The organism is Halobacillus dabanensis (assembly GCF_900114165.1).
Taxonomy (GTDB): domain Bacteria; phylum Bacillota; class Bacilli; order Bacillales; family Halobacillaceae; genus Halobacillus; species Halobacillus dabanensis.
Genome location: NZ_FOSB01000007.1, coordinates 184,141 through 208,799, shown reverse-complemented (window position 1 = coordinate 208,799; position 24,659 = coordinate 184,141). Strand labels below are relative to the sequence as shown.

General features: G+C 42.2%; 22 protein-coding genes, 2 tRNA genes and 1 other annotated feature. Of the genes, 7 read left to right on the top strand and 17 right to left on the bottom strand.

Going from position 1 to position 24,659, the window contains the following annotated elements; genetic code table 11:
• Positions 1-137: 137 nt before the first annotated feature.
• Positions 138-1,148: a tyrosine-type recombinase/integrase gene (locus BMZ58_RS13640; protein WP_083412777.1), complete on the bottom strand. Its 1,011-nt coding sequence runs from the start codon at positions 1,146-1,148 to the stop codon at positions 138-140.
• 148 nt (positions 1,149-1,296) lie between these two features.
• A tRNA-Arg gene (locus BMZ58_RS13635) sits at positions 1,297-1,369 on the bottom strand.
• A gap of 197 nt (positions 1,370-1,566) precedes the next feature.
• Between BMZ58_RS13635 and BMZ58_RS13630 the strand changes: the two genes are divergently transcribed.
• Positions 1,567-2,208, top strand: a complete 642-nt coding sequence (locus BMZ58_RS13630) for a deoxynucleoside kinase (protein ID WP_075037109.1) — start codon at positions 1,567-1,569, stop codon at positions 2,206-2,208.
• Positions 2,205-2,888, top strand: coding sequence for a deoxynucleoside kinase (locus BMZ58_RS13625; protein ID WP_075037108.1), 684 nt, complete (start codon positions 2,205-2,207; stop codon positions 2,886-2,888). Before BMZ58_RS13630 ends, BMZ58_RS13625 begins: the two co-directional genes overlap by 4 nt.
• Before the next feature lie 31 nt (positions 2,889-2,919).
• Here the strand turns inward: BMZ58_RS13625 and BMZ58_RS13620 are convergent, their stop codons facing one another.
• From BMZ58_RS13620 to guaB, 7 genes are all read right to left on the bottom strand, one after another.
• A complete protein-coding gene (locus tag BMZ58_RS13620; protein ID WP_075037107.1) occupies positions 2,920-3,387 on the bottom strand; it encodes an NUDIX hydrolase in 468 nt (155 codons plus the stop codon).
• A gap of 248 nt (positions 3,388-3,635) precedes the next feature.
• Positions 3,636-3,728: transfer RNA gene (locus BMZ58_RS13615), tRNA-Ser, on the bottom strand.
• A 213-nt stretch (positions 3,729-3,941) separates the two neighbouring features.
• Positions 3,942-5,216 (bottom strand): serine--tRNA ligase, encoded by a 1,275-nt coding sequence (gene serS / locus BMZ58_RS13610; protein WP_075037106.1) that lies wholly within the window; start codon positions 5,214-5,216, stop codon positions 3,942-3,944.
• A 49-nt stretch (positions 5,217-5,265) separates the two neighbouring features.
• Positions 5,266-5,486 (bottom strand) — a binding site (T-box leader).
• A gap of 39 nt (positions 5,487-5,525) precedes the next feature.
• Positions 5,526-6,116 carry a pyridoxal 5'-phosphate synthase glutaminase subunit PdxT gene (gene pdxT, locus BMZ58_RS13605; protein WP_075037105.1) on the bottom strand — a complete coding sequence of 197 codons (591 nt, stop codon included), beginning with the start codon at positions 6,114-6,116 and terminating at the stop codon, positions 5,526-5,528.
• A gap of 17 nt (positions 6,117-6,133) precedes the next feature.
• Entirely contained in the window at positions 6,134-7,018 is an 885-nt protein-coding gene (gene pdxS / locus BMZ58_RS13600) for a pyridoxal 5'-phosphate synthase lyase subunit PdxS (RefSeq protein WP_075037104.1), read from the bottom strand.
• Positions 7,019-7,138: 120 nt separating this feature from the next.
• Entirely contained in the window at positions 7,139-8,434 is a 1,296-nt protein-coding gene (locus BMZ58_RS13595; protein ID WP_075037157.1) for a serine hydrolase, read from the bottom strand.
• 140 nt (positions 8,435-8,574) lie between these two features.
• Positions 8,575-10,044, bottom strand: a complete 1,470-nt coding sequence (guaB, locus tag BMZ58_RS13590) for an IMP dehydrogenase (protein WP_075037103.1) — start codon at positions 10,042-10,044, stop codon at positions 8,575-8,577.
• A 172-nt stretch (positions 10,045-10,216) separates the two neighbouring features.
• Here guaB and BMZ58_RS13585 point away from each other — a divergent pair, with 172 nt between their 5' ends.
• Positions 10,217-10,933 (top strand): YaaC family protein, encoded by a 717-nt coding sequence (locus tag BMZ58_RS13585; RefSeq protein ID WP_075037102.1) that lies wholly within the window; start codon positions 10,217-10,219, stop codon positions 10,931-10,933.
• 16 nt (positions 10,934-10,949) lie between these two features.
• Here BMZ58_RS13585 and BMZ58_RS13580 read toward each other — a convergent pair whose 3' ends face one another.
• From BMZ58_RS13580 to dnaA, 8 genes are all read right to left on the bottom strand, one after another.
• On the bottom strand, positions 10,950-12,044 hold the full coding sequence (locus BMZ58_RS13580; RefSeq protein WP_083412774.1) for an HD-GYP domain-containing protein: 1,095 nt from the start codon (positions 12,042-12,044) through the stop codon (positions 10,950-10,952).
• Positions 12,045-12,138: 94 nt separating this feature from the next.
• Positions 12,139-14,697: a DNA gyrase subunit A gene (gene gyrA, locus BMZ58_RS13575; RefSeq protein ID WP_075037100.1), complete on the bottom strand. Its 2,559-nt coding sequence runs from the start codon at positions 14,695-14,697 to the stop codon at positions 12,139-12,141.
• A 74-nt stretch (positions 14,698-14,771) separates the two neighbouring features.
• On the bottom strand, positions 14,772-16,694 hold the full coding sequence (gene gyrB / locus BMZ58_RS13570; RefSeq protein ID WP_075037099.1) for a DNA topoisomerase (ATP-hydrolyzing) subunit B: 1,923 nt from the start codon (positions 16,692-16,694) through the stop codon (positions 14,772-14,774).
• A 66-nt stretch (positions 16,695-16,760) separates the two neighbouring features.
• Positions 16,761-17,045, bottom strand: coding sequence for an extracellular matrix regulator RemB (remB, locus tag BMZ58_RS13565; RefSeq protein WP_075037098.1), 285 nt, complete (start codon positions 17,043-17,045; stop codon positions 16,761-16,763).
• A gap of 9 nt (positions 17,046-17,054) precedes the next feature.
• On the bottom strand, positions 17,055-18,173 hold the full coding sequence (recF, locus tag BMZ58_RS13560) for a DNA replication/repair protein RecF (RefSeq protein WP_075037097.1): 1,119 nt from the start codon (positions 18,171-18,173) through the stop codon (positions 17,055-17,057).
• A 14-nt stretch (positions 18,174-18,187) separates the two neighbouring features.
• Complete coding sequence (gene yaaA, locus BMZ58_RS13555; RefSeq protein ID WP_075037096.1) at positions 18,188-18,409, bottom strand: S4 domain-containing protein YaaA; 222 nt, start codon at positions 18,407-18,409, stop codon at positions 18,188-18,190.
• 270 nt (positions 18,410-18,679) lie between these two features.
• Positions 18,680-19,819, bottom strand: coding sequence for a DNA polymerase III subunit beta (gene dnaN, locus BMZ58_RS13550; RefSeq protein ID WP_075037095.1), 1,140 nt, complete (start codon positions 19,817-19,819; stop codon positions 18,680-18,682).
• A 173-nt stretch (positions 19,820-19,992) separates the two neighbouring features.
• Entirely contained in the window at positions 19,993-21,348 is a 1,356-nt protein-coding gene (dnaA, locus tag BMZ58_RS13545) for a chromosomal replication initiator protein DnaA (protein WP_075037094.1), read from the bottom strand.
• A 670-nt stretch (positions 21,349-22,018) separates the two neighbouring features.
• Between dnaA and rpmH the strand changes: the two genes are divergently transcribed.
• The 4 genes from rpmH to jag all read left to right on the top strand — a co-directional run bounded on the left by rpmH (position 22,019) and on the right by jag (position 24,218).
• Positions 22,019-22,153, top strand: coding sequence for a 50S ribosomal protein L34 (gene rpmH, locus BMZ58_RS13540; RefSeq protein ID WP_035545113.1), 135 nt, complete (start codon positions 22,019-22,021; stop codon positions 22,151-22,153).
• A gap of 225 nt (positions 22,154-22,378) precedes the next feature.
• Positions 22,379-22,732: a ribonuclease P protein component gene (gene rnpA, locus BMZ58_RS13535; RefSeq protein WP_075037093.1), complete on the top strand. Its 354-nt coding sequence runs from the start codon at positions 22,379-22,381 to the stop codon at positions 22,730-22,732.
• Between the two features lie 113 nt (positions 22,733-22,845).
• Positions 22,846-23,607, top strand: coding sequence for a YidC family membrane integrase SpoIIIJ (spoIIIJ, locus tag BMZ58_RS13530; RefSeq protein WP_075037092.1), 762 nt, complete (start codon positions 22,846-22,848; stop codon positions 23,605-23,607).
• Complete coding sequence (gene jag / locus BMZ58_RS13525; protein WP_075037091.1) at positions 23,604-24,218, top strand: RNA-binding cell elongation regulator Jag/EloR; 615 nt, start codon at positions 23,604-23,606, stop codon at positions 24,216-24,218. The genes spoIIIJ and jag overlap by 4 nt, the downstream gene beginning before the upstream one ends.
• The last annotated feature ends 441 nt before the right edge of the window (positions 24,219-24,659 follow it).

The window sequence follows — 24,659 nt, the reverse complement described above, 5'->3', positions numbered from 1 at the left end:
CACTCGAATGTATGTTCGGTTTAAATCGCATAGCAAATACGCTTGCAAAGGAACCGTTTTTTGCGATAAACTATACTTGTCTAGAGTAGGCGTATATCACTTCGGTTCTTCCGAGTGGTTGCGTCTTCTTTTTTGTCTTATTTTCGTTTTCTTAGTCGACTTATTGGCGAATAGTTAGCGTGTTGTCGCTTCAAGTCATCGGTAGTAAACTGAATGTATTTTCTAGTTGTCGATATATCCGAATGACCTGCAATTCTTTGTAACGTAAAAATATCTCCCCCGTTAAGAATGTAATCGCGGCAAAACTGATGCCGCAGAGAATGTGCGCTTAACGGCTTCTCGATTCCTGCTTTTTGCTTGTAGTCGTGGATCCGTCGCCTAAAACTCGTCGGGTTATATTTCTCTCCGAAGTTAGAGGTGAACACGTACTCCGTTTCGAAATTCGCCTTTACTTCCGTAATCAACTCCATCAACAATCGGAGAACCTGATTCGACAACGGTAAAACTCTCGGCTTCCTATTCTTCGTCTTCTTACCTGGAAGATAAATAGCCCGGCTCTTGAAGTCCACGTTTGAGAACTCCAACGAAAACAACTCCGACGTTCGTATCCCAGTATCCAACGTTAGGTAAATCGCTACTAAATCCCTAAACTGTGCGTACTCTTGCATGTCAGGGATCCTTAACAATCGGTTGATTTCGTCCTCAGTTAACGGTGAAAAAGAATCCTCGTCCACCTTCAACAACTTCACACCTTTGACCGGGTTTTTGTTGATAATTTCCTCGCTTTGAAGTACGGTGAAAAACGTCTTCAACTGTCGTATCCGCACATTTACGGTGTATGGAGATAACCCCCGTTCTCCTGTTCGCTTGTTTTCGTGCGTCTCAGATAGATAGACGATGTACTCTCGAATCAATCCACTTGTTACCTCGTTAACTCGTTCTATTTCCGGGTGCTGCTCTCGTATCCATTCATTAAAATAATCGAATAGAACACGGTGATCCTTTAAAGTTCTCTCCCGTAAACCTTCCGATTTTTTGTAGGCATAGACGTACTCCAATGCATCATCGAGTGATAGATTAATCGTGTTATCGTCTAAAATTTGCGGAATCGTTCTTCGTCGAATAATCTTTTTTCCTTTTCGAGACAAAAAAAGCACCTCCCTTCCGATTTGATACGGAAAGAAGGCGCAAAAATAAGCCTTACGTATATGTAATTTAAGCCGTCTAAACCGTGGGCTTGCTCGTGCCCCTCGTAATGCTTAACGGTTGAGTCAACGGCTTTATATCAACGATTAGCGCCCCCGGCAGGATTCGAACCTGCGACACACGGTTTAGGAAACCGATGCTCTATCCCCTGAGCTACGGGGGCATAAAACGTATGTGTAATATTATACAAAAGAATCCAAAGATTGAAAAGCGTAGACCCCTGAAAAAATAATCTCTTCTGTTACTTCCAACGTATGTATATGATAAAATGTTATTTGTCTGTCTAAAAGTATCGTATTTTGTACGGATGAGTGATATACAATCATGCTTTTTTGAATTGAGTTTGAAGGAGGAAAAGAGATGGGAGATCTACCTTTCATATCCGTTGAAGGGCCCATTGGGGTTGGGAAAACGTCTCTGTCTAAAAAGCTCGCCTCCCAGTTTGATTTTCATTTGCTGAAGGAAATCGTTGAGGAGAACCCATTTTTAGGCAAGTTTTACGACAATATTGAAGAATGGAGCTTCCAAACGGAAATGTTCTTCTTGTGCAACCGGTTCAAACAACTAGAAGACATTAACCGTCAATTTTTGCAATTGGGGAAGCCTGTGGTCGCTGACTACCACATATCCAAAAATATGATTTTTGCTCGCCGCACGTTGCGGGAGGAACAGTTTGAAAAGTACGCTCAGATTTTTGATATATTGACACATGATATGCCTAAGCCGAATATGGTCGTCTATTTACATGCGAGTCTTGATACGTTGCTCGAGCGCATTCGTATGCGTAACCGGGATGTAGAGGCTAATATTCAGCCCTCTTATCTTGAACAACTCTCTCAAGACTATGAAGACTTCATGAGGCATTTTGAAGCTACTCATCCTGATATTCCTGTCATACGCTTGAATGGAGACCACTTAGACTTCGTAAAACATCAAGATGATTTAAATTATATTGTTGGCCAAGTGGAGCAGCATTTAAATAAAGGAGAAGTTATCAAATGAACGCACGTGAACGTTATGGAATACCACATGATAGCGTCATTACAATTGCAGGTACAGTCGGGGTCGGGAAGTCGACGATGACGAATGCTCTCGCAGATGCCCTCAACTTCCGTACTTCTTTTGAAAAAGTCGACACAAACCCTTATCTCGACAAATTTTATCAAGACTTTGAACGTTGGAGCTTCCATTTACAGATTTATTTCCTAGCGGAACGTTTCAAAGAGCAAAAGAAAATTTTCGAATATGGCGGTGGATTCATCCAGGATCGCTCCATTTATGAAGACACTGGCATTTTTGCACGAATGCATTATGAAAAAGGAACAATGTCTGAAATAGATTACGAAACCTATCGCAATCTGTTTGATGCTATGGTGATGACACCTTACTTCCCTCATCCTGATCTGTTAATTTATTTGGAAGGATCGTTTGACGATATCCTTACCCGTATCCAGGAAAGGGGACGTCCGATGGAACAAGAAACACCGATCGAATATTGGGAGGAAATGTTCAGGCGTTACGAAAACTGGATTGATAACTTCAATTCCTGCCCCATTTTACGTTTGAATATTGCTGACTATGATGTGTTAAATGATAAAACAAGCATCGAACCAGTTTTAGAAAAAATCGGTCATTTCATCCAACAATCCCGTAAATGGCGCTCCAGCCACTTATTAACGTAAATATAAGATAGAAAAACTCCTGATGAGTCCACTACTCGTCAGGAGTTTTATATTTATGAATGAACTCTTCAATCATCATGCGGTGACTGCCAATCATCTTTTCAGGCAGTTCAGCAGGAGGCAGGAATTTAATCTGCAATGTTTCTTTTGGATCAATGGTAACCGGACCTTCATATGTCTTTGTATAGTACACCGTTGTGACTACATAGAATTCATCTCCGTTCGGCGCACGACTAAATTGGTCCTCTCCGGAGTATACGGTCATTAATTTTAAATCATCCACCTTAAGGCCTGTCTCCTCTAATACTTCTCGCTTTGCCACCTGTTCTGTACTTTCACCCAGCTCCATCAATCCACCAGGAAGTCCCCAAACACCTTTTGGAGACGTACGCTGTTGTAATAAAATACGGTTCTGGTTATCAAGAATCAAAACGACTGATCCAACTAAAATAACCGGTCGCTGTCCAATGATTGCTCGCAAGTCTTCTACATACCCCATCACAACCACCTCCCCCTCTTATATTATAACAAGAAAAGAAAGGTATGTTCCTCATCCAATAACACAGATTTAAACAGTAATGGCAGCTTTTGAGTCGAGGAGGGGCTGGAGCGAAGACATAAAAAAAGCCCTCTCAAGTTTGATGAGAGGGCTTTAAATAGAAAACAAAATAAAAAAACCGTTACACATAGTAACGATTTTTGTTCTATTAAATCTCCAATATTTATGCGCTATTGTTGATATAAAAATGGCGGAGGAGGAGGGATTCGAACCCCCGCGGGGCGTAAACCCCCTGGCGGTTTTCAAGACCGCTCCCTTCAGCCGGACTTGGGTACTCCTCCGTGTGACCGACAATGAATATAATATCATGGTTGTCCGCTTTCGTCAATAAAATCCTTTATTTTTTAAAAAAAGAATTTTGCCGAGCAACCAATAATTTTGACTGCCCCGCTATTATACAAATTACAAAAGCAAGAGTCAAGCTATCATAAATCTCTTTTCTTACAATAAAAAAGGATGGAGACTCGATGGAATCCATCCTTTTTGGATATGGTCTATTGAATAACTTCCTTACCACCCATATAAGGGCGAAGGACTTCTGGTACAATTACACTTCCATCTTCTTGCTGATAGTTCTCAAGAATAGCTGCAACCGTACGCCCAATCGCAAGACCTGACCCATTCAATGTATGAACAAACTCCGGTTTTCCTTTTTCTTCACGACGGAAACGGATGCCTGCACGACGAGCCTGGAAGTCCTCAAAGTTAGAGCAAGAACTGATTTCACGATACGTCTCCTGGCTCGGGATCCAAACTTCAATGTCATACTTCTTGGCAGCTGTGAAGCCTAAATCTCCTGTACACATGCTCATGACACGATATGGGAGCTTTAAAAGCTGTAGAACTTTTTCTGCATGTCCTGTAAGCTCTTCTAAAACATCATAAGATTCTTCAGGCTTGGCAAACTGGACAAGCTCAACTTTATTGAATTGATGCTGACGGATTAATCCTCTCGTATCGCGACCGGCAGATCCTGCCTCAGACCGGAAATTTGTACTGAACGCGACAAATTTTTGAGGTAGGTCTTCGACAGACAAAATTTCTTCCCGATGGAAATTAGTTACCGGAACTTCTGCTGTCGGTACCAGGAAGTAATCCCAATCCTCAATCTTAAAAGCGTCTTCTTCGAATTTCGGTAATTGACCTGTGCCTGTCATTGCTGTACGGTTCACTAATTGTGGCGGTAGCATTTCCTGATATCCATGTTCATCGGAGTGAAGATCCATCATAAAGTTTAGTAGTGCTCGCTCTAATCGCGCACCTAAGCCCTTATAAAAGACAAAACGGCTTCCTGTCACTTTAGATGCTCGCTCAAAATCAAGAACTCCTAAATCAGTGGCTACATCCCAGTGTGGCTTTGTTTCAAAGTTGAATGTAGGAATTTCCCCGACCTTACGTGCCTCAATGTTATCTTCCTCATCTCCTCCGACAGGGACACTTTCGTGCGGGATGTTCGGAATGGATAATAGTAGAGTTTCAAGCTTTTCTTCGACTTCTTTCAGCTCTGTATCCAAAGTTTTGATGCGGTCTCCCACTTCTCTCATTTCCTTGATTTTATCATCTGCATCTTCTTTTGCTTTCTTTAACTGGGAAATTTCCTTAGAAACCTCATTACGTTTTGCCTTTAATTCTTCTGTCTCCTGGATTAATTCGCGGCGTTTACTATCAAGATCTCCAAAAGCATCCAGATCAGACAAGTCTTCTCCACGGTTTTTCAACTTTGCTTTGACTTCTTCAAAGTTCTGACGTAAGTATTTCATGTCCAACATTATATTTCCTCCTTTAGTTATATAAAATAAAAAAACTCCCGTCCCTAAAATAAGGGACGAGAGCTTTAATTTATGCTTCCCGCGATACCACCCAAGTTGAAGATCTACAGGATCTTCCGGCTTTACTCATAACGGTGAGTACCGGTCCAGCTTACTTTATTCAGCCAGACACTCAAGGATGGATTCACATGGCTTCTCCGTCAGTTTGCACCAGCCACTGACTCTCTTAGGAAGAAGGGGCATGTTACTAGTTCCTATCATCGCGTTTCATATGAAAGGTTGTGTTACATAAGATTAGCGGAATCGAAATTATAATGCAAGGGCTTTTTTAGCTTCTTCTACCATGCCGACAAAGTGAGCCGTTAAACGATGGTCATCGGTCAACTCTGGATGGAAAGAACAAGCCAAATATTGATCCTCCTGAGCAGCTACGATGTGACCATCATAACGCGCCAGAACTTTCGTATTTTCGCCGACTCCCTCAATGTAAGGGGCACGGATGAATACGGCATTAAAATCATCTGCCACGCCATCAATATCGAGATGGGCCTCAAAACTTTCACGTTGGCGCCCGAAAGCATTACGACGAACTTTGATATCCATAACTCCGAGGTGGACATCATACGATCCATCGATTTCTGATGCTAGCAAAATAAGCCCAGCGCAAGTACCGAAAATTGGGTTGCCTTGCTTTCCGAATGATTGAATCGGTTCCAGGAACTCATACTTATCAATCAATCTTCTAATCGTTGTACTTTCTCCACCAGGAATAATAAGTCCATCAATCTCATCCAACTGCTCTTTCCTTTTAACGACAACTGCTGAAGCACCTGAAGCTTCTACAGAACGGACGTGTTCACGAAAGGCTCCTTGTAAGCCCAAAACTCCGATTGTAGTCATGCTGCATTCTCCTTTTCTTACTGACTGCGCTCTTGCATACGCTGTTCAGGAGTAAGAGTGGACATTTCCATCCCTTTCATTGCGGTACCAAGCCCTTTGGACAATTCGCCGATCAACTTATAGTCGTCATAATGTGTGGTAGCTTCCACAATCGCACGAGCGAATTTCTCAGGGTTATTGGATTTGAAGATTCCGGATCCAACAAAGACTCCATCTGCGCCCAATTGCATCATCAAGGATGCATCCGCTGGAGTAGCAATTCCTCCTGCTGCAAAGTTTACGACAGGCAGGCGCCCTTCTTCACGGATTTCCATAAGAAGATCGAATGGAGCTCCGTTATCTTTGGCATAAACCATAACTTCGTCTTCTGATAATCCACGTAAGTGACGGATTTGAGACTGGACCTGACGCATATGACTGACAGCTTCTACGATGTTACCAGTGCCTGGCTCCCCTTTTGTACGTAACATGGACGCGCCTTCACGGATACGGCGTGTCGCCTCCCCGAGGTTACGGCACCCACATACGAATGGAACCGTGTACTCATCTTTTTTGATGTGATAAATCTCATCTGCTGGTGTAAGAACTTCACTTTCATCAATATAGTCCACGCCCATTGCTTCAAGGACGCGCGCTTCTGTAATATGCCCAATACGTGCCTTTGCCATAACTGGAATAGAAACGGCATTCATCACTTCTTCAACGATTGTTGGGTCTGCCATACGAGCGACACCGCCAGCAGCACGAATATCTGCTGGTACACGTTCAAGAGCCATTACTGCGACAGCTCCTGCTTCCTCTGCGATTTTCGCTTGCTCAGCATTAACGACGTCCATGATGACGCCACCCTTTTGCATTTCTGCCATTCCGCGTTTGACGCGATCCGTACCTGTTTGTGACATGTTGATTCCTCCCTAACAGCTATATAGTTCAAGCATTTTATTTTGAATCATAGATTCTTATATACTATTGTAACTCATTCCTACATTAAATCCCACTAAATAAATAGGGATTTTTCCCACTTAGAACCAGCCTTTAACCATATCGACAGCACCTGTAAAGATATCAGTGAAAAATTCACCAACAGCTCCCATCATCAACATGAACCAGTTAGATTTTTCTACTGCAGAAGATGTGATGATATCAACACTTTGCCCGCCATCAGATAGAATGTTCCCATAGTCTTCTTCTCCATTATAGATAAGCGTTGCAGTTCCGACTGTTTGGCCTTTCTCTACCGGAGCAACTAGATTTCCTTCTTCATCGAGTTGGTCATCAGAGATGTTGAACTCGATTTCGTATTGATCTTCTTCTCCATTTTTCACAATGGTACGAAGGGCTTCAGCTGTTTCGACCGCCACTTCATCCTCTTTCCCTTTTGCAACAGTAAGGGTAGATTGGTCTTCAGGCGTTTCTCCAGCAGCGAAAAGTTCCTTCTGGCTGAAGTTTTCGAAACCATAATCAAGAAGCGTTCTTGTTTGTTCAAAGCGAGATGCTCTGGATTCTGACTTCATCACAACAGAAATGAAACGCTGTCCATCTCGTTCTGCTGTTCCTGTAAACGTGTTCTGAGCGAGTTCTGTATAGCCTGTCTTCAATCCGTCCATACCTTCATATGAGAATTGTTCCAAGCTATCTCCAGGCATTCCTGGAAGCATCCAATTCCAGTTCATGACCGTTTGCCCACCAAACTCCAGCGTCGGTTGACTAGATATTTCTAAAGCCTCAGGGTAATCGTTGGTCAAATGATAAGCGAGAAGTGCTGCTGATCTCGCCGAAAGCATGTTTACATCATCAGGCTCTGTCCCTTCTGGATGATTGCCGCCTAAGTGAGCATTATCCAACCCAGAAGCATTGACGAATTCATAATCAGGAAGACCTAGTTCTGCTGCTTTCTCATTCATCATTGTCACGAATTCGCCTTCTGATCCTGCAATCAATTCGGCAAGCGCAATGGTTGTTGCGTTATCTGAATTGATGGCCATAGCCTCGTAAAGTTCCCGTACCGTATATTCTTCATCCAATTTCAAGCCAACCCCTGAAAATTCAGGATTAGCGGATATATCAAAAGCATACTGACTGATCTTTGTCGTCGTATCCCAACTGATTTGTCCTTCCTCAATAGCTTCCATGACTAGATATTCGGTCATCATTTTCGTCATGCTTGCCGGAGGTAGGGTCAAATCTGCCTCTTTCTCAAATAAAATTTTCCCTGTTTCCGCGTCAACGAGTATTGCTGATTCTGCTCCAACATCTACGCTTGCATATGTATGTCCAGGACTAATGGACACAGCAAAAAGCCCCATTAGCAATGCCATTACCAAGGCTATAGATGTTTTTATTCTTTGTGTCAACTTTCTCAACCTCCACCCTTAAATTATGCATCTTTGTTATTTTATCACATGCGAATATAAAAGAATAGACAGGGAAAAGTCCCTGTCTATCATCTTTATACGGGTCAAATGGAGTAGTTTGGTGCTTCTTTCGTAATTTGCACATCATGTGGATGGCTTTCACGTAACCCTGCGCCTGTGATTCTTGTAAACTGAGCATCTGTCCTCAATGCATCAATTGTAGGGGTGCCACAGTAACCCATTCCTGACCTTAGTCCTCCCAGAAGTTGGTGAATGGAATCAGACAATGGCCCTTTATAAGGCATGCGTCCTTCAATTCCCTCTGGTACCAGCTTTTTGGCTTCTTGTTCGTTTTGGAAATAACGGTCCTTCGAGCCAGATTCCATTGCACCGACGGAACCCATGCCGCGATATACTTTAAAGCGGCGTCCTTGAAAGATCTCTGTTTCCCCAGGACTTTCTGATACCCCGGCCAATAAGCTTCCAAGCATGACAGCATGACCACCAGCAGCGAGGGCTTTAACGATGTCCCCTGAATATTTAATGCCGCCATCTGCAATCACTGGTTTGTTATATTTCTCTGCTTCTCTAGCACAGTCATTTACAGCGGTGATTTGAGGCACACCAACGCCAGCGACGACACGTGTCGTACAAATAGATCCCGGCCCGATTCCAACTTTCACCACGTCTGCTCCGGCTTCAATCAATTCACGAGTAGCTTCCGGTGTCGCAACGTTACCAGCAATAATATTGATTTTCGGATGACGATCACGGATCCTCTTCACCTGGTCAATGACCCCTTGAGAATGTCCGTGCGCTGTATCAACTACAAGTGCATCGACCCCAGCTTCGACCAGTTTATCAATACGTGTCATGGCATCTGCTGTAACCCCAACAGCCGCTGCACAAAGGAGACGCCCCTGTTCATCTTTTGCTGATAGTGGGAACTCGATGACTTTTTCAATATCTTTGATGGTGATCAAGCCTTTGAGAACCCCCTGATTATCTACCATTGGAAGCTTTTCAATCTTATATTGCTGTAAGATCTTTTCTGCTTCCTCAAGCGTTGTCCCTACGGGTGCTGTCACCAGGTCCTCACTCGTCATAACTTCATGGATAGCCATTGAATAATCTTCAATGAACCTGAGGTCACGATTGGTGATGATTCCGACAAGTTTCTGTTCTTGTACATCATTAACGATCGGTACACCAGAAATCCGAAATTTACCCATTAAATGCTCCGCATCGAAAACTTGATGTTCCGGAGTCAAAAAGAATGGATTTGTAATAACGCCGCTTTCTGAGCGTTTTACACGATCGACATGTTCTGCTTGTTCTTCGATCGACATGTTTTTGTGAATGACTCCAAGTCCTCCCTGGCGCGCCATCCCGATTGCCATTTTTGCTTCTGTCACCGTGTCCATTCCTGCACTTATGATCGGCATGTTCAACCGCAACGTTGATGATAGCTCTGTGGCGAGTGATACATCACGCGGCAGAACATCGGATTTTGCAGGCAAAAGTAGTACATCGTCAAATGTTAAACCTTCTTTAGTAAACTTGTCTTCACGCATGCTTGACCTCTCCTTTTCTTTCTGGAAATAGTTTGGGTGAAAGTGGGTAAAATAAGTGGTATATTCACAGGCACCATTTCTTATTGTTATTTACAATACGACAATGATTGCCCTTTTTCAACCATAAAAAGTTGGGAGGATTTTCCTGTCCCCGACAGAAAGGAGAGGCATTTTGCATTCCACCGATCCAATTCTCACCTATCTCCAGGTTACCGCTCATACGAGACCATTTTTATTCGCTTGTTATGAAAAAATCGACCATTCAAGAGCTGAACATCATTCCTATAACAATGCGGAGCGCTTCATCCATGGCCTTACTCTCGGAAACGATTACTGGTCAACCGCTCTACATACCCCGTTGAGTGTAAAACCTCTGCTTTTCTATTACGGAATGAATCATTATATTAAAAGTTGCCTGCTAACTGTAGATCCCGGTTATCCAGCGACAGCTAAGGTGCTGGCCCATGGATTATCGACAAGGAAAAGAAAAAAACAACATTATCGCTTTTTAGAAGATGATGTTCGCATTCAACCTCATGGGTTATTTCCTCATGCGGCTAGCCATTTATTTGGATTTTCTGCACAAAAGGACAAAGTCTCCATGAATGAACTCCTTCGACCACTTCCTCCGATGGAAGAACTTTTCAAATTAAAAAATAGCCCGCCGCTCGAAGGTGGAGAGAAATGGCCGGAATTGCTGAGCTACTTTGCCGTTCTCTATAACTTGAGTATGCTCGTGCGGTATGAAGGGGAATGGTGGGGGGAGATGGAACAGATGAAAGATCGGGAAGATTATGCATTCATTGTCCATTTCCTTGACTCAGCATCCGTGCAAATTCCAAAGATCTTTTCATCATGGTTAAAAGACCAGTTCACGTCGTTATCCTGACGCTAACTGGTCTTGTTCATTCGTACACTTCTTCAATATGTAGACCCCGGTGTTCCTTCAAAGACAATATTTTTCCGTTTTCCTCTAATTTAACCAATGGCCTTGTCGGATGTGTTTTTTCGACAAAAATGACTTCCGCATCCTGATTGTCGGAAAGTCGGATTTTCGTACCTGTCGAATAGTGAGTCATCTCTTTGACGAGTAGTCCAATAACTTTATGATCATAGCGACCGAATTGTTCATGGATGATCTCTTCTAGTACTTTGTATGGTGACTGTTTCCTGCGATACTTACGTTCAGAAGTCATAGCGTGGTACATATCACTTACAGCAATGATTTGGCTGAATGGATGAATTTTCGTTTGAATCCCTAATGGATAACCAGTCCCATCCAAACGCTCATGGTGTTGTAAAACAGCGATTTTCGCCTGATTACTTAACGATGGAATCTTTTGTACCTGTTTGTAGCTATAAGTAGGGTGTGTTTTGATTTTATCAAAATCCCCTTCTGTCAATGGACCTTCTTTCCCTGTGATGTGCTTGTCCATTTTAGCCATACCTGTATCAGCCAGCAGCCCAGCTAAGCCTATCTGGATCCATTCCCCATAGTTATAGCCCATTTTCGCAGCCAAGTAACCAGATAATAGACCCATTGCTACACTATGATGGTAGATGTATTCCTGGCTGGAAGTGAAATGATGAAGGTTAAACACTTCACGTTTCGAATCGACAACCCTTTCAAGGAGGGGAACCATTACTCTCCGTATGGCCTTCATATCGATGGGAACCCCTCCTTGCCAAGAGGTAAACCATGTTTTGTAAGACTGAACAGCTTCCAAATATTGATCTTGGAAAGAACTTTGGACTACTTGTTGGCTGTTTGCCTTCGAGGTGGCTGTCCCTTCTTCTTCGCAATGGGCCTCGACGACAAAATGGGCACCATCGGAACGGCGATTCGATATTTCAACAGTCTGGATTTTAAACTTTTTTAATACCTTGATATGAACCGGCTGGATGATTGTATTCTTTGGAATAATCGGTCGGTTCGTCTTTCCCATGACATCTTTGATGACTAGGCAACCGGGTTCCAATTGAGCGGGTTTCACCTTCACTATTCTGAACCACCTTTACTTATTCCTTTTTCTCTTTATGTAAAAAAAGCCGCCTGTCGCTATTGTTCGACAGGCGACGATCATTCATGTGTATTTATGATTCATCTGACTCTTCTTCTGTTGTTTCTGTTGGTGTTTCTACACTTTCGTCCTGAGATTCGTCATGATTCAATTCAGCTTCTTTTTCAAGAGCCTCTTCCACCATTTCCTCTTCTTCTTTTTCAGACTCCACTCGAGCGACTGTCGCTACCTCTTCTCCGTCACCGAGACGAATCAACCGAACACCCTGGGTATTACGGCCAGTCTCTGAAATACTTTCAAGAGGCATACGGATCAGGACGCCACTTGCCGTGATAATCATAATATCTTCTTCACCAGTAACGGCTTTCGTAGCGACTACTTGACCGTTTTTATCTGTTAAGTTACAGGTGATGATCCCTTTACCACCACGGTTAGTAATTCTGTATTCATTTGCTGGTGTCCGTTTTCCATATCCTTTACTGGTTACAGTCAAGACTTGTAAGGAGTCATCGAGAATTTCCATGGAGACGACTTTATCATCTTCACGCAGTGAAATTCCTTTCACACCAGCAGCTGTACGACCCATCGCACGTATTTGATCTTCGTTGAAACGGATCAAGTATCCGTTTTGTGTGCCGATCATGATATCTTTCGTTCCGTCGGTCAACCTTACGGAAATCAATTCATCATCTTCCCGAAGACCAAGAGCGATTAGCCCGCCTTTCCGGATATTAGCGAATTGAGATAATGTGGTCCGCTTCGTGATGCCGTTTTTTGTCGTAAATACGAGGTACCAGTCATCGACAAAATCCTCAACGGTAATGACAGCATTGATCCACTCATCACGCTCTACGTTAAGCATATTTATGATGGGTATTCCTTTAGCTGTACGGCTGAATTCAGGAACTTCATATCCTTTAGCCTTATACACTTTTCCTTTATTGGAGAAGAAAAGCAATGTGTTATGGGTAGAGGTGGATAGGAGATGTTCCACGAAATCTTCTTCGTGTGTCCCCATGCCTTGAACGCCTCTTCCCCCACGTCGTTGGGAACGGTAAGTGCTAGCCGGAAGACGTTTTACGTAACCCTGGTGGGTCAACGTCACGATAACAGTCTCTTCTGGTATCAAGTCTTCATCTTCAATGAAGTCCGTGCCCCCAAGAATAATTTCTGTTCGGCGTTCATCATTGTAACGTTCTTTAATATCAAGCAATTCTCCGCGGATAATTTCCAAAACTTTTTCATCATCAGCAAGAATCGCCTTTAATTCTGCGATTAATTGTACGATTTCCTGGTATTCATCTTCAATTTTCTCACGCTCTAAGCCTGTTAAACGCTGAAGTCGCATATCTAAAATTGCCTGTGCTTGTTTTTCAGATAAACCGAAGCGTTCCATCAAGCCTGTACGTGCGATTTCGGTCGTCTGTGATTCACGAATCAGGGAGATGACTTCGTCCAAATGATCAAGCGCAATACGTAAACCAGCCAGAATATGAGCCCGTGCTTCCGCTTTTTTCAGTTCATATTCTGTCCGACGACGAATGACGACTTTTTGGTGTTCAAGATAATGCTCTAAGCATTGCTTCAAGTTCAATACTTTCGGATGACCGTCCACAAGAGCAAGCATGTTTATACCAAAGGTCGATTGTAAGGCAGTCATTTTGTATAAGTTGTTCAATAGGACGTTCGGATTTACATCACGACGCAGTTCAATAACTATTCGCATTCCGTTACGGTCTGATTCATCACGCAAATCGGTAATCCCATCAATCTTTTTATCACGAGCAAGATCGGCGATTTTTTCCACCAATCGGGCTTTGTTTACCTGATATGGTAACTCAGTGACAATCAGGCGGGCTTTTCCATTTGCCTGTTCGTCAATTTGCACATCTGCACGAACGGTAATCGATCCTTTCCCAGTTTCATAGGCTTTTCGTATACCACTCAAACCAAGAATTTTACCGGCTGTCGGAAAGTCAGGGCCATAAATATGATTTTCCATCAGCTCTTGGATCGTAATATCGGGATCTTTACTCAATGCAAGAACAGCGTCAATAACCTCTCCTAACTGGTGAGGAGGGATATTCGTTGCCATTCCTACAGCAATTCCAGAACCTCCGTTGACTAGCAAGTTCGGGAATTTGGAAGGTAAGACAATCGGTTCTCTTTCCGTTCCATCATAGTTATCCGCATAGTCGATAGTATCTTTGTTAATGTCTCGGAGAATTTCCATGGAAATCTTAGACATACGTGCTTCTGTATAACGCATAGCAGCAGCTGCATCACCATCGACAGAACCGAAGTTACCATGACCGTCGACGAGCATATAGCGATAATTGAAATCCTGTGCCATCCGCACCATCGTGTCATAAACAGCAGAATCACCGTGAGGGTGGTACTTACCAATAACCTCACCAACAATACGTGCTGATTTTTTATAAGCTTTATCGGCATGCATACCAAGATCGTGCATCGCATATAAAATTCTCCGGTGTACAGGTTTTAAACCGTCCCTTACATCAGGAAGGGCCCGAGCAACAATAACACTCATCGCATAATCCAAAAAAGATGTACGCATTTCCTGGCTGATATTAATTTCCTGCACGCGCGGACGTTCGGGTTGATCCACCATTCTTTCTACCTCCTAATTGCCTAAAGGGAAAGGGTAACCCCTCTCCCGATCTATCTCATGACATTCACTCTTTATTAAACATCAAGGTTCTGTACATATTGGGCATTCTCTTGAATGAAGTTACGACGTGGCTCGACTTTATCTCCCATCAGGATATCGAACGTCTCATCCGCTCCGATAGCATCTTCAAGACTTACTTGAAGCATGGTGCGTGTTTCTGGGTCCATAGTCGTTTCCCATAATTGCTCTGGATTCATTTCACCTAGACCCTTATAACGTTGCACCCCTGGCTTCGGTGAGTTAGAGAGTTCAGCAAGCTTCGCATCCAGCTGTTTATCACTATATGTGTAATAAATCGCCTTTCCTTGCTGAATTTTATAAAGTGGTGGCTGAGCGATATAAATATATCCTCGTTCAATCAATGGACGCATATATCGATAGAAGAACGTCAATAGTAAGGTACGGATATGGGCACCATCCACATCGGCATCTGTCATGATGACAATTTTATGGTACCTGGCCTTCGAAATATCGAAATCTTCGCCAATTCCCGTTCCTAAAGCCGTAATGATTGCACGGACCTCGTTGTTCGATAGAATTTTATCTAAGCGCGCCTTTTCTACGTTGATGATTTTACCTCTTAACGGCAAAATCGCCTGGAAGTGGCGGTCACGGCCTTGTTTGGCAGAACCTCCGGCTGAGTCACCCTCAACGATATAAAGCTCTGAAATATTGGCGTCTTTGGAAGAACAATCCGCAAGTTTACCAGGCAGATTCGAAACTTCCAGTGCGTTTTTACGACGGGTCAGTTCCCGGGCTTTCTTTGCTGCCATACGTGCTCTTGAAGCCATCAAACCTTTTTCGACAATCGTCTTCGCCATATTCGGGTTCTCGAATAGGAATTTAGAAAAACCTTCAGAGAATAGGGCATCTGTAACCGTACGTGCTTCACTGTTTCCGAGCTTCGTTTTTGTCTGCCCTTCGAACTGAGGATCAGGATGCTTTACGGAGATGATTGCAGTAAGTCCCTCACGAACGTCATCCCCTGTCAGATTTGGATCCGTTTCTTTGAACATATTATTTTTACGAGCATAATCATTGATTACACGCGTCAGACCTGTTTTGAATCCTGACTCGTGTGTACCCCCTTCATACGTATGGATGTTATTCGCGTAAGAATAAAGGTTGCTTGCGAATCCGTCATTGTATTGCATAGCAATTTCAATGGAGATATCGTCCTGCTCATCCTCGATGAAAAATGCTTCATGCAAAGCTTCCCGTGTACGGTTCATATGTTCCACGTACGAAAGAATCCCGCCTTCGAAGTAATAGTTTACAGGATCTTCGTCTGTACGTTTATCTTCGATGGTGATTGTCAATCCTTTGTTCAGAAAGGCAAGTTCACGCAAGCGGTTCGCCAAGATTTCGAATTTGTATTCTTGTGTTTCACGGAAAATCTCTTCATCAGGCTTGAAGTGGATACGAGTTCCCGTCTGATCAGTCTCTCCGATCACTTTCAAATCTTCTTCCGGCACACCACGGTGGTATGCCTGGTAATGGATTTTTCCATTAAGGTGAACAAACACTTCAAGTTTCGAAGATAGAGCGTTAACTACGGATGCTCCTACGCCATGTAGACCTCCAGATACTTTATACCCTCCGCCGCCGAACTTACCCCCGGCATGGAGAACTGTCAGTATAACCTCTACAGCTGGACGACCTGTTTTTTCCTGAATCCCTACTGGAATTCCACGACCATTATCCGTAACAGTAATGCTGTTATCTTCCTCAATAGCGACTTGAATGTGATCGCAAAAACCAGCCATTGCTTCATCGATACTATTATCGACAATCTCCCAGACCAGGTGGTGCAGACCTTTTTCATTCGTGGAACCGATATACATACCTGGGCGTTTCCGGACTGCTTCTAAGCCTTCCAGTACCTGTATTTGGCTCTCATCATACGCCTGCTGCTCTTCGATAATATCTTCCTTCATGGTACTCACCTACATTTCTCAAGTCGTTTTACGTAAAATCACTTACCACTGTCTCTGTATCTAATATTAAAAATCGGATTCTTCCGAGAAGTCTTCTAATTTATTTAAAGTTGTCATCATATTCGCCCGCTTTTTCAAGGTGAAGACGGAGAGTGGGCTGAAGTAGATGACATCATTCGTGATCACGATCGCCTTCGCCTGGTGTTCTTCTGTTTCGATCACTCGCTTAGCTTTGCGTTGATTTTTAATCATTTCTTCCACAATGGTAGAAGAAGAAATCAAATGATGATCGATGATCGTTACGACATCCTTGGACTGAATGACGTGATCATCCCCGATGTGAATGAACAATTCGCCACCTCATTTCTCTATGTCTATCGTTCCTTCTGTAACGCGGAAAATCTCCGCTTGTTCCAGTGCTTCGTGTTCAATTCCCTCAATACTCGTCGTAGAGACGAATGTCTGTACTTTGCCCTGGATGGTATGGAGTAAATGCGACTGTCTAAAATCGTCCAATTCACTTAGCACATCATCCAAAAGTAAAATCGGATACTCTCCTACTTCACTATGAATCAGTTCAATTTCAGCGAGTTTCAAAGATAAAGCAGTCGTTCGTTGTTGTCCCTGTGAACCGTACGTCTGGACATCTTTTCCGTTCACATAAAAAACAAGGTCATCCCTATGGGGCCCAGCCAACGTTGTCCCGCGTTCTACTTCTTTCGAGCCAATATCATTGAATTTTTCGGTATATGTCCTCTTTATTGTTTCCAAATTCATATCCTCTGATACTCGAACACTCGCATCATACGCAATTTCTAGTTTTTCTAACTGCCGACTGATCCCTTCATGAATAGGAGTAGCCCACGACCTTAAAAGCTGTAGAAACTTGAACCGGCGTTCAATGATCGTTGTCGCATGTTCAATCAATTGCTCTGTCAACACCTCGAGCATCGTACGATCTGCTCCGGGTTTCCGTTGCAATTCTTTCAAAAGATGATTCCGTTGTCTAAGAATCTTTTGATATTGCCCTAAATGGTAAATATATGTGGGTTGAATTTGTCCGATTTCCATGTCAATAAACCGACGACGCACCTGAGGACTCCCTTTGACGAGATTGAGATCCTCAGGTGCAAACATAACCACATTCAAAGCGCCGATATAGTCACTCAGGCGCTTTTGCTCAATATGATTCAACTTGGCCTTTTTTCCCTTATTGGAGATAATAATTTCCAAAGGAAAACGACGATTCCGTTTAAAAATACTCCCTTTTATTTTACCATACTCTTCGTCCCACTGTATCAATTCTTTATCCCGGGGGGTCCGGTGCGACCGCGTAAAAGCAAGGACGTAGATCGCTTCCATCAAATTGGTCTTTCCTTGGGCGTTTTCACCAATGATGACATTGATCTTATGGTCAAACGTTAATGAGAGTTGATCATAGTTCCGATACGATCGTAATGATAACTCGTGTATATACATAAGAGATTTCTGTTTTACCCGTCATGGACAACTGTGTAGCTGCCGAACTCCTCGATTTCTACTGTATCGCCCACGTACAGTTTTCGCCCCCGACGATTTTCAAGTTCCCCATTTACAAAAACTTCAAATTCTGCCAGAAAAATCTTCACCATTCCACCAGATTCGACAATATTCGCCAACTTCAAAAACTGCCCTAATGGAATGTAATCTGTACTGATTTCGATTTCTTCGCTCATTTCATTCACCCTATTCCATGGATTCACCTATCTTTTATTTTACTAAAGATATGTGTGTAAAGAAAGCCCGAGGCGACGAAACAGTTCGTACGTCTCCCTAACGCTCTAAGGATCCCTGAATTTTATAATGTATTTTAAGAATGCTGAGGGTAATGGGGAGTTAAATAATAAACAGTTTTAAACTGTATTGAAAAGAAAAAAACATATGAAAAAGAAGAAGGTGCTTATAAAAATATAAAGCACCTTCTTAGTATTAGCTTAATTCATTTATTAATAAGTTCTGACAGGAAGAATAAGCTGTAAAATTTGATCGTCATCTACAGGGCGAATAAGGAAAGGCCTCATGGCACCTGTAAATTCAACTTTGACTTGTTCATAGTCCACAGCCTTCAATGCATCCATCATATACTTCGCACTGAATGAAATTTTCAAATCCTCACCTTCGACATCATTCGCCATCACTTCTTCGACAACATTCCCTACTTCTGGAGAGTTACCTGTGATTTCAAGGTGGTTGTCTTCTTTTGTTATTAACCGGACGACATTGTTTCGGTTTTCTTTTGCAAGTAAAGAAGCACGATCTACTGATTGGAGTAATTCTTTTGTATCAATTTTCACGACCGTTTTACTTTGCTCCGGAATTAAACGCGAAGTCTCTGGATAATTTCCATCCAATAGACGAGAAAGGAAATACAAATGCTTCGTACGGAACAGAACCTGGTTGTCTGTAACACTAATTTCAATCGTTTCTTCTGAGTCATCAAGAATCTTGTTGAGTTCCGTCAAGCTTTTACCTGGTATGACTACGGCAGGGATGTTCTTACCTTCCGGTTGTTCCAGTGGAATTTTTCTCGAAGCTAGGCGGTGGCTATCGGTAGCGATGAATTCTAAATCGCCATCTACCATTTTCACATGAACACCTGTAAGGATCGGTCTTGTTTCAGACGTCGAAACAGCAAATACGGTTTGACGAATCAAGTTTTTCAAAAGATCAATCGGTAATTCAAAACTTTCCTCTGTTTGATGTTGTGGCAGCTGCGGATACTCCTCTGGATCTTGTCCATTCAAATGGAACTCAGCGTTTCCAGAATGGATCGTGACGTTTCTGGAATTATCACTTTCTATCTCTACAGTATTTTGAGGAAGTTTACGTACGATATCTGGGAAATATTTTGCCTGCAATACTATACTTCCTGGTTCAATATTCTCTACATAAACAATTCCATCTTCTTCACTAGGAATGAAAGATTCAATAGAAATATCAGAATCACTACCGGTCAATTTAATTCCTTCTGCTGTTGCTTCGATTTTCATACCCGTAAGGATTGGAATAGTAGTTCTAGAAGAGATGGCTTTCATTACATTTTGGACACTATTGATTAACTGATCTCTTTGGATTACGAATTTCATTTCAATACACTCCTCCTACTGAGCATATATTAATTATTTTTATTATAAATTCTAGTAATAGTACTAGTATGGGCTGTGGAAATGTGGATAACCGGTGTGCTGGTTTGTTACTGGTAGTTTTCCACATGTGGATAGGTTGTTGACGATTGTGCACCCTTTATTCACATTATCCACTAGTGGGATTTTAGTTGTTCTTTAATTTCATCCAGCTCTTTTTGTAATTGTTGATCATCTGCTACCATTTTTGAAATCTTTTCATGCGCATGGATGACAGTTGTATGATCTCGTCCACCGAATTCTTCCCCAATTTTAGGTAGAGAGAAATCAGTAAGTTCTCTAGAAAGGTACATAGCGATTTGCCTTGGAAAAGCTACGGATTTGGTCCGTTTTTTTGCTGGGAAGTCTTCGAGTCTTACATTATATTTCTCTCCGACTATTTCCTGAATTCCCTCTATAGTAATCACTTTAGGCGTAGAACTTGGAATGATATCTTTCAAGGCTTCAGCCGCAAGGGATGCATTGATATCACTATTGATCAAAGAAGAATAGGCAACGACTCGTATCAGTGCTCCTTCCAACTCACGGATGTTTGTATCGATTTGATTCGCAATATAAAGCATCACTTCATTAGGAATATCCAGGCCTTCCGCTTTCGCTTTTTTACGGAGAATGGCAATTCTTGTTTCTAAATCAGGAGGTGTAATATCCGTAATCAATCCCCATTCAAATCGAGAACGAAGTCGGTCTTCCAGAGTAGGTATTTCCTTCGGCGGGCGGTCACTGGAGATGACGATCTGTTTACTTTCCTCATGGAGGGTATTGAAAGTATGGAAAAATTCCTCCTGTGTTTGTTCTTTTCCTGCCAGGAACTGTATATCATCTATTAAAAGTACATCGACACTTCGATATTTATTGCGGAAGTTGACGGCTTTGTTGTCACGGATAGAATTGATGAATTCATTAGTGAATTTTTCCGACGAGAGATAGACGACTTTCGCATTCGGATTATGATCTAGTACATAATGGCCGATGGCGTGCATCAAGTGTGTTTTCCCGAGTCCTACCCCACCGTAGATAAACAGAGGGTTATAGGCTTTTGCAGGAGCTTCTGCTACTGCAAGAGAGGCAGCATGAGCAAAACGGTTCCCTGATCCAATGACAAATGTGTCGAAGGTGTACTTAGAATTCAACATACTCTGGGGGGACTCTTCATTCCCATTGTTCTTCACATTGGGAGCCTTTTTCGACGAAAGCTTAACATCTTCTAAAGAATCTTCTTTCGACTCCGGTATGATGAATTTTGCTTCAAGTTCTGCTCCTGTGACTTCATACAAAGTTTCCGTAATCAAATTCTCATATTGATTCTCCAGCCAATCTCTGGCGAACTCATTTGGAGCAACGATCGTCAGTGTATTATCACTGAGTGAATCGGCTTTGGTCGCTTTTAACCATGTCTCAAAACTTGGCTTACTAATTTTCTCTTTTATTTGATCCAACGTATTCGTCCATAATTCGTTGATGTTCTCCAAATATCTCACCCCTCTCTGTTTCATTGGAAAACAAAAAAACCTTTCGTTCTCTTTTTCGAACGTAGCAAAAGGATCGAAAGGTGTTCGTATAAGCTTTGTATAATGTTTTTTGTCTAAAAAACTCGAATCCGATGTGGATGTCCGAAAGTTGATTTTACTAGAGTTCTAGATAGTTATTTTCAATATCCACACACTTGTGAATAACTGAATAAACAAGTGTGTTAATAAATGTCCACATGTTATCCACAATCTGTGGAAAAGATTTTTAGTGTGGAGAAGTCATTCACGGTTAAGCACAAATATAATACCAGATTAAAACGGCAGTTGCAATGGTTCACGGGAACTTATCCACAATATCAATGCCTTGTAGATGAAATTCATCCACAGTACTATATTTTGTGATTTTCTTGTCGATATGTGTTGTGGATAGCAAAAAGCCCAGGTGAGAATTATACACATAACCTGTGAATGTTCGCTAGGGGGGGATTATATTCGCTCCTAAAAGAATATTCATTTTCTTGTTATAGTACAGGGCTGTTATATAACGGTGCGGATCTGTGCAGAGATGGTTTGGAAAGATAAGTTGACAAAACCCCCTCTTTTTGATTATACTAATCGGGACTGCCTTTTAGATGTATTATTGGAATTTTCCCCAGGAGGTGTATATATAATGAAACGCACATTTCAACCAAATAACCGTAAGCGTAAAAAAGTACACGGATTCCGTGCACGCATGAGCTCTAAGAACGGTCGTAAAGTTCTTGCGCGCCGCCGTAGTAAAGGACGTAAAGTTCTATCCGCATAGGCCACTGAAAATTATCAGTGGTCTTTTTTTCAGTATAATGGCCAAAAATGGGGCGGTTGGCCGCCCCTCTTTTATTTTTATTAGGATATAGAATGAATGGACGGGGATTTTTCACTACATAATGTAGAAGATCTCTTTATAAGGACTCGTCAATTGTTGCGATCCTTCTTTTATTGCGTCGTGCTCCTTAGGGCATTTGCGCTTTTCTATTTTGGAGGGTGTTCGATGAAGAAGGCTTATCGAATTAAGAAGAATGAAGAGTTTCAGAAGGTTTTTCGTGATGGTCAATCGTTCGCAAACCGTCAATTGGTTCTCTATTATATGAAAAAGAAAGATCAGACTCATTTCCGGATAGGGTTGTCGGTTAGTAAAAAGATCGGACATGCAGTCATGCGTAATCAAGTGAAACGCTATTTGAGGCAGGCCTTCCACGAACTTGAGGAATATATTCATCCGGATTATGATTTGATCGTAATTGCAAGAAAACCGACGAATCAAATGGGTTTTCATGAAGTGAAGAAAAGTTTGACCCATGTCCTGACAAGGTCAAAGTTAGTAAATAAAAAAATTCGCGTGTAATCTTTATAGAATTATGGCAGGAAATAATGCTAAACTTATGAATGTCGTCTAGTCCTTCATAGGTTTGTTTTTTAAAATGATATAAGAGCGATTTCAGTAAGGAGGAAGGAACGTTGCGTAATAAAATGTTGATCCTGCTAGCAATGGTAGGAATGCTTACGTTCCTATCCGGGTGTATGGATGTCAATCAAGAGATCACCCAGGATAGTACAGGATTTTGGAATGAGTATATAGTTTACCCTTTGTCAAAAACTTTGTTATTTTTCGCTGATGCGACGAATGGCAGTTATGGTTTGGCAATCATTATTGTCACCATCATCATTCGCCTATTGCTTTTGCCATTGAACGTCAAGCAATTGAAGAGTTCAAAAGCGATGCAGGATATTCAGCCAGAGTTAAAAGAGCTTCGTGAAAAATATTCTTCAAAAGATGCTCAAAGTCAACAGAAGTTGCAGCAAGAAACGATGCAACTTTTCCAGAAAAACGGGGTGAATCCGTTAGCCGGTTGTTTACCAATTATTGTACAAATGCCGATTTTGATCGGTTTTTATCATGCAATTATGAGAACAACAGAAGTACAAACGCACAACTTCTTATGGCTCGAGTTGGGACAAGCAGATCCATTCTTAGCGATTTTGACTGCTGCAACAACATTCTTACAACAGAAATTGATGATGGCAGGTGGAGCGGCTGCTCAAAACCCGCAAATGCAAATGATGCTTTATATCATGCCGTTAATGATCGGTACTTTTGCATTCTTCTTCCCATCAGCCCTGGCGTTGTACTGGATTGTCGGTAACATTGTTATGATTCTTCAAACCATTTTCATCCGTAAACCAATGATGAAAGAGGAGACGGGAGGAGCAAGCGAGTGAAGCAATGGACTGCTACGGGAACTACAATTGATGAAGCGATTGAATCAGCACTAGAGCAATTACAGACATCAAGAGATCAGGTCAATGTCGAGATCGTTGATGAAGGTAAAAAAGGATTTCTTGGATTTGGTACAAAACCAGCAATTGTGAAAGTATCTATTAAGAAAAATCCTGTGCAGGATGTTGAAACATTCATCTATGAAGTAGCAGAACAAATGGGCGCTCCTGTTCAAGTGAAAACGGAACTTCGCCAACGGGAGATTCATATGGAGCTTGTCGGTGAAAAAATCGCAATGTTGATAGGTAAAAGAGGTCAAACATTGAATTCCCTTCAATACTTGGCACAATTAAGAGTCAATCGGGAATCAGATGTCTTTTATACGGTCATGTTAGATGCAGAGGGGTATCGAAGCAGACGTAAAGATACCCTTCAAAATTTAGCTAAACGCTTGGCGGAAAGAGCCATCCGTACGAATCAAGAAGTTAAACTTGAACCGATGCCATCTTATGAAAGAAAAATCATTCATAGTGCATTACAAAATAATGAAAATGTCGAAACAGATTCTGCAGGGAAAGATCCGCGAAGACATGTCGTCATTCGTCCGCAGTGAATGTTTCTAATAAATGCCTCTGTCCATAAACATGGCCAGAGGCATTTTTTTGTTTTTTCCTCTATCAGGATTAATCATCTTCCACAAAAGCTCCCTTTTATTGAAGACTCAGTTTCGAGACTTTAGGGAGAGTTTAGGGTCTACGGGAAAAGGTTCGTCCAGTTCCATCGCCCAGACACTCGCGTCATAAGCAATACATCAACGGAATAAAAAACCATTCCGTTGATGTATTGCTTATGCCAGTCGTGTCTCCCAGGGCGATTCCACATTTGAACACTTTCCGTGGGGCGGGCGGTGAGCTTCCTCGAGCTAAAGCTCTGCGGGGTCTCACCTGTCCCGCAGATCCCACAGGAGTCTCACCGTTTCCCTCCGCCCCTTTCCATGATAAATATCTCGAAACCTTCTTCAAGTAAAGGAAGCAGCATGATGTAATTGAAAATG

Coding starts and splice junctions, on each gene's coding strand:
- recF (WP_075037097.1), bottom strand. CDS start 18,173: ATGTATATACACGAGTTATCATTACGATCGTATCGGAACTATGATCAA.
- serS (WP_075037106.1), bottom strand. CDS start 5,216: ATGTTGGACATGAAATACTTACGTCAGAACTTTGAAGAAGTCAAAGCA.
- rnpA (WP_075037093.1), top strand. CDS start 22,379: ATGAAGAAGGCTTATCGAATTAAGAAGAATGAAGAGTTTCAGAAGGTT.
- BMZ58_RS13595 (WP_075037157.1), bottom strand. CDS start 8,434: ATGGCATTGCTAATGGGGCTTTTTGCTGTGTCCATTAGTCCTGGACAT.
- BMZ58_RS13625 (WP_075037108.1), top strand. CDS start 2,205: ATGAACGCACGTGAACGTTATGGAATACCACATGATAGCGTCATTACA.
- gyrB (WP_075037099.1), bottom strand. CDS start 16,694: ATGAAGGAAGATATTATCGAAGAGCAGCAGGCGTATGATGAGAGCCAA.
- BMZ58_RS13620 (WP_075037107.1), bottom strand. CDS start 3,387: ATGGGGTATGTAGAAGACTTGCGAGCAATCATTGGACAGCGACCGGTT.
- pdxS (WP_075037104.1), bottom strand. CDS start 7,018: ATGTCACAAACAGGTACGGATCGCGTCAAACGCGGAATGGCAGAAATG.
- gyrA (WP_075037100.1), bottom strand. CDS start 14,697: ATGGTGGATCAACCCGAACGTCCGCGCGTGCAGGAAATTAATATCAGC.
- guaB (WP_075037103.1), bottom strand. CDS start 10,044: ATGCGTGAAGACAAGTTTACTAAAGAAGGTTTAACATTTGACGATGTA.
- rpmH (WP_035545113.1), top strand. CDS start 22,019: ATGAAACGCACATTTCAACCAAATAACCGTAAGCGTAAAAAAGTACAC.
- BMZ58_RS13630 (WP_075037109.1), top strand. CDS start 1,567: ATGGGAGATCTACCTTTCATATCCGTTGAAGGGCCCATTGGGGTTGGG.
- pdxT (WP_075037105.1), bottom strand. CDS start 6,116: ATGACTACAATCGGAGTTTTGGGCTTACAAGGAGCCTTTCGTGAACAC.
- dnaN (WP_075037095.1), bottom strand. CDS start 19,819: ATGAAATTCGTAATCCAAAGAGATCAGTTAATCAATAGTGTCCAAAAT.
- yaaA (WP_075037096.1), bottom strand. CDS start 18,409: ATGAGCGAAGAAATCGAAATCAGTACAGATTACATTCCATTAGGGCAG.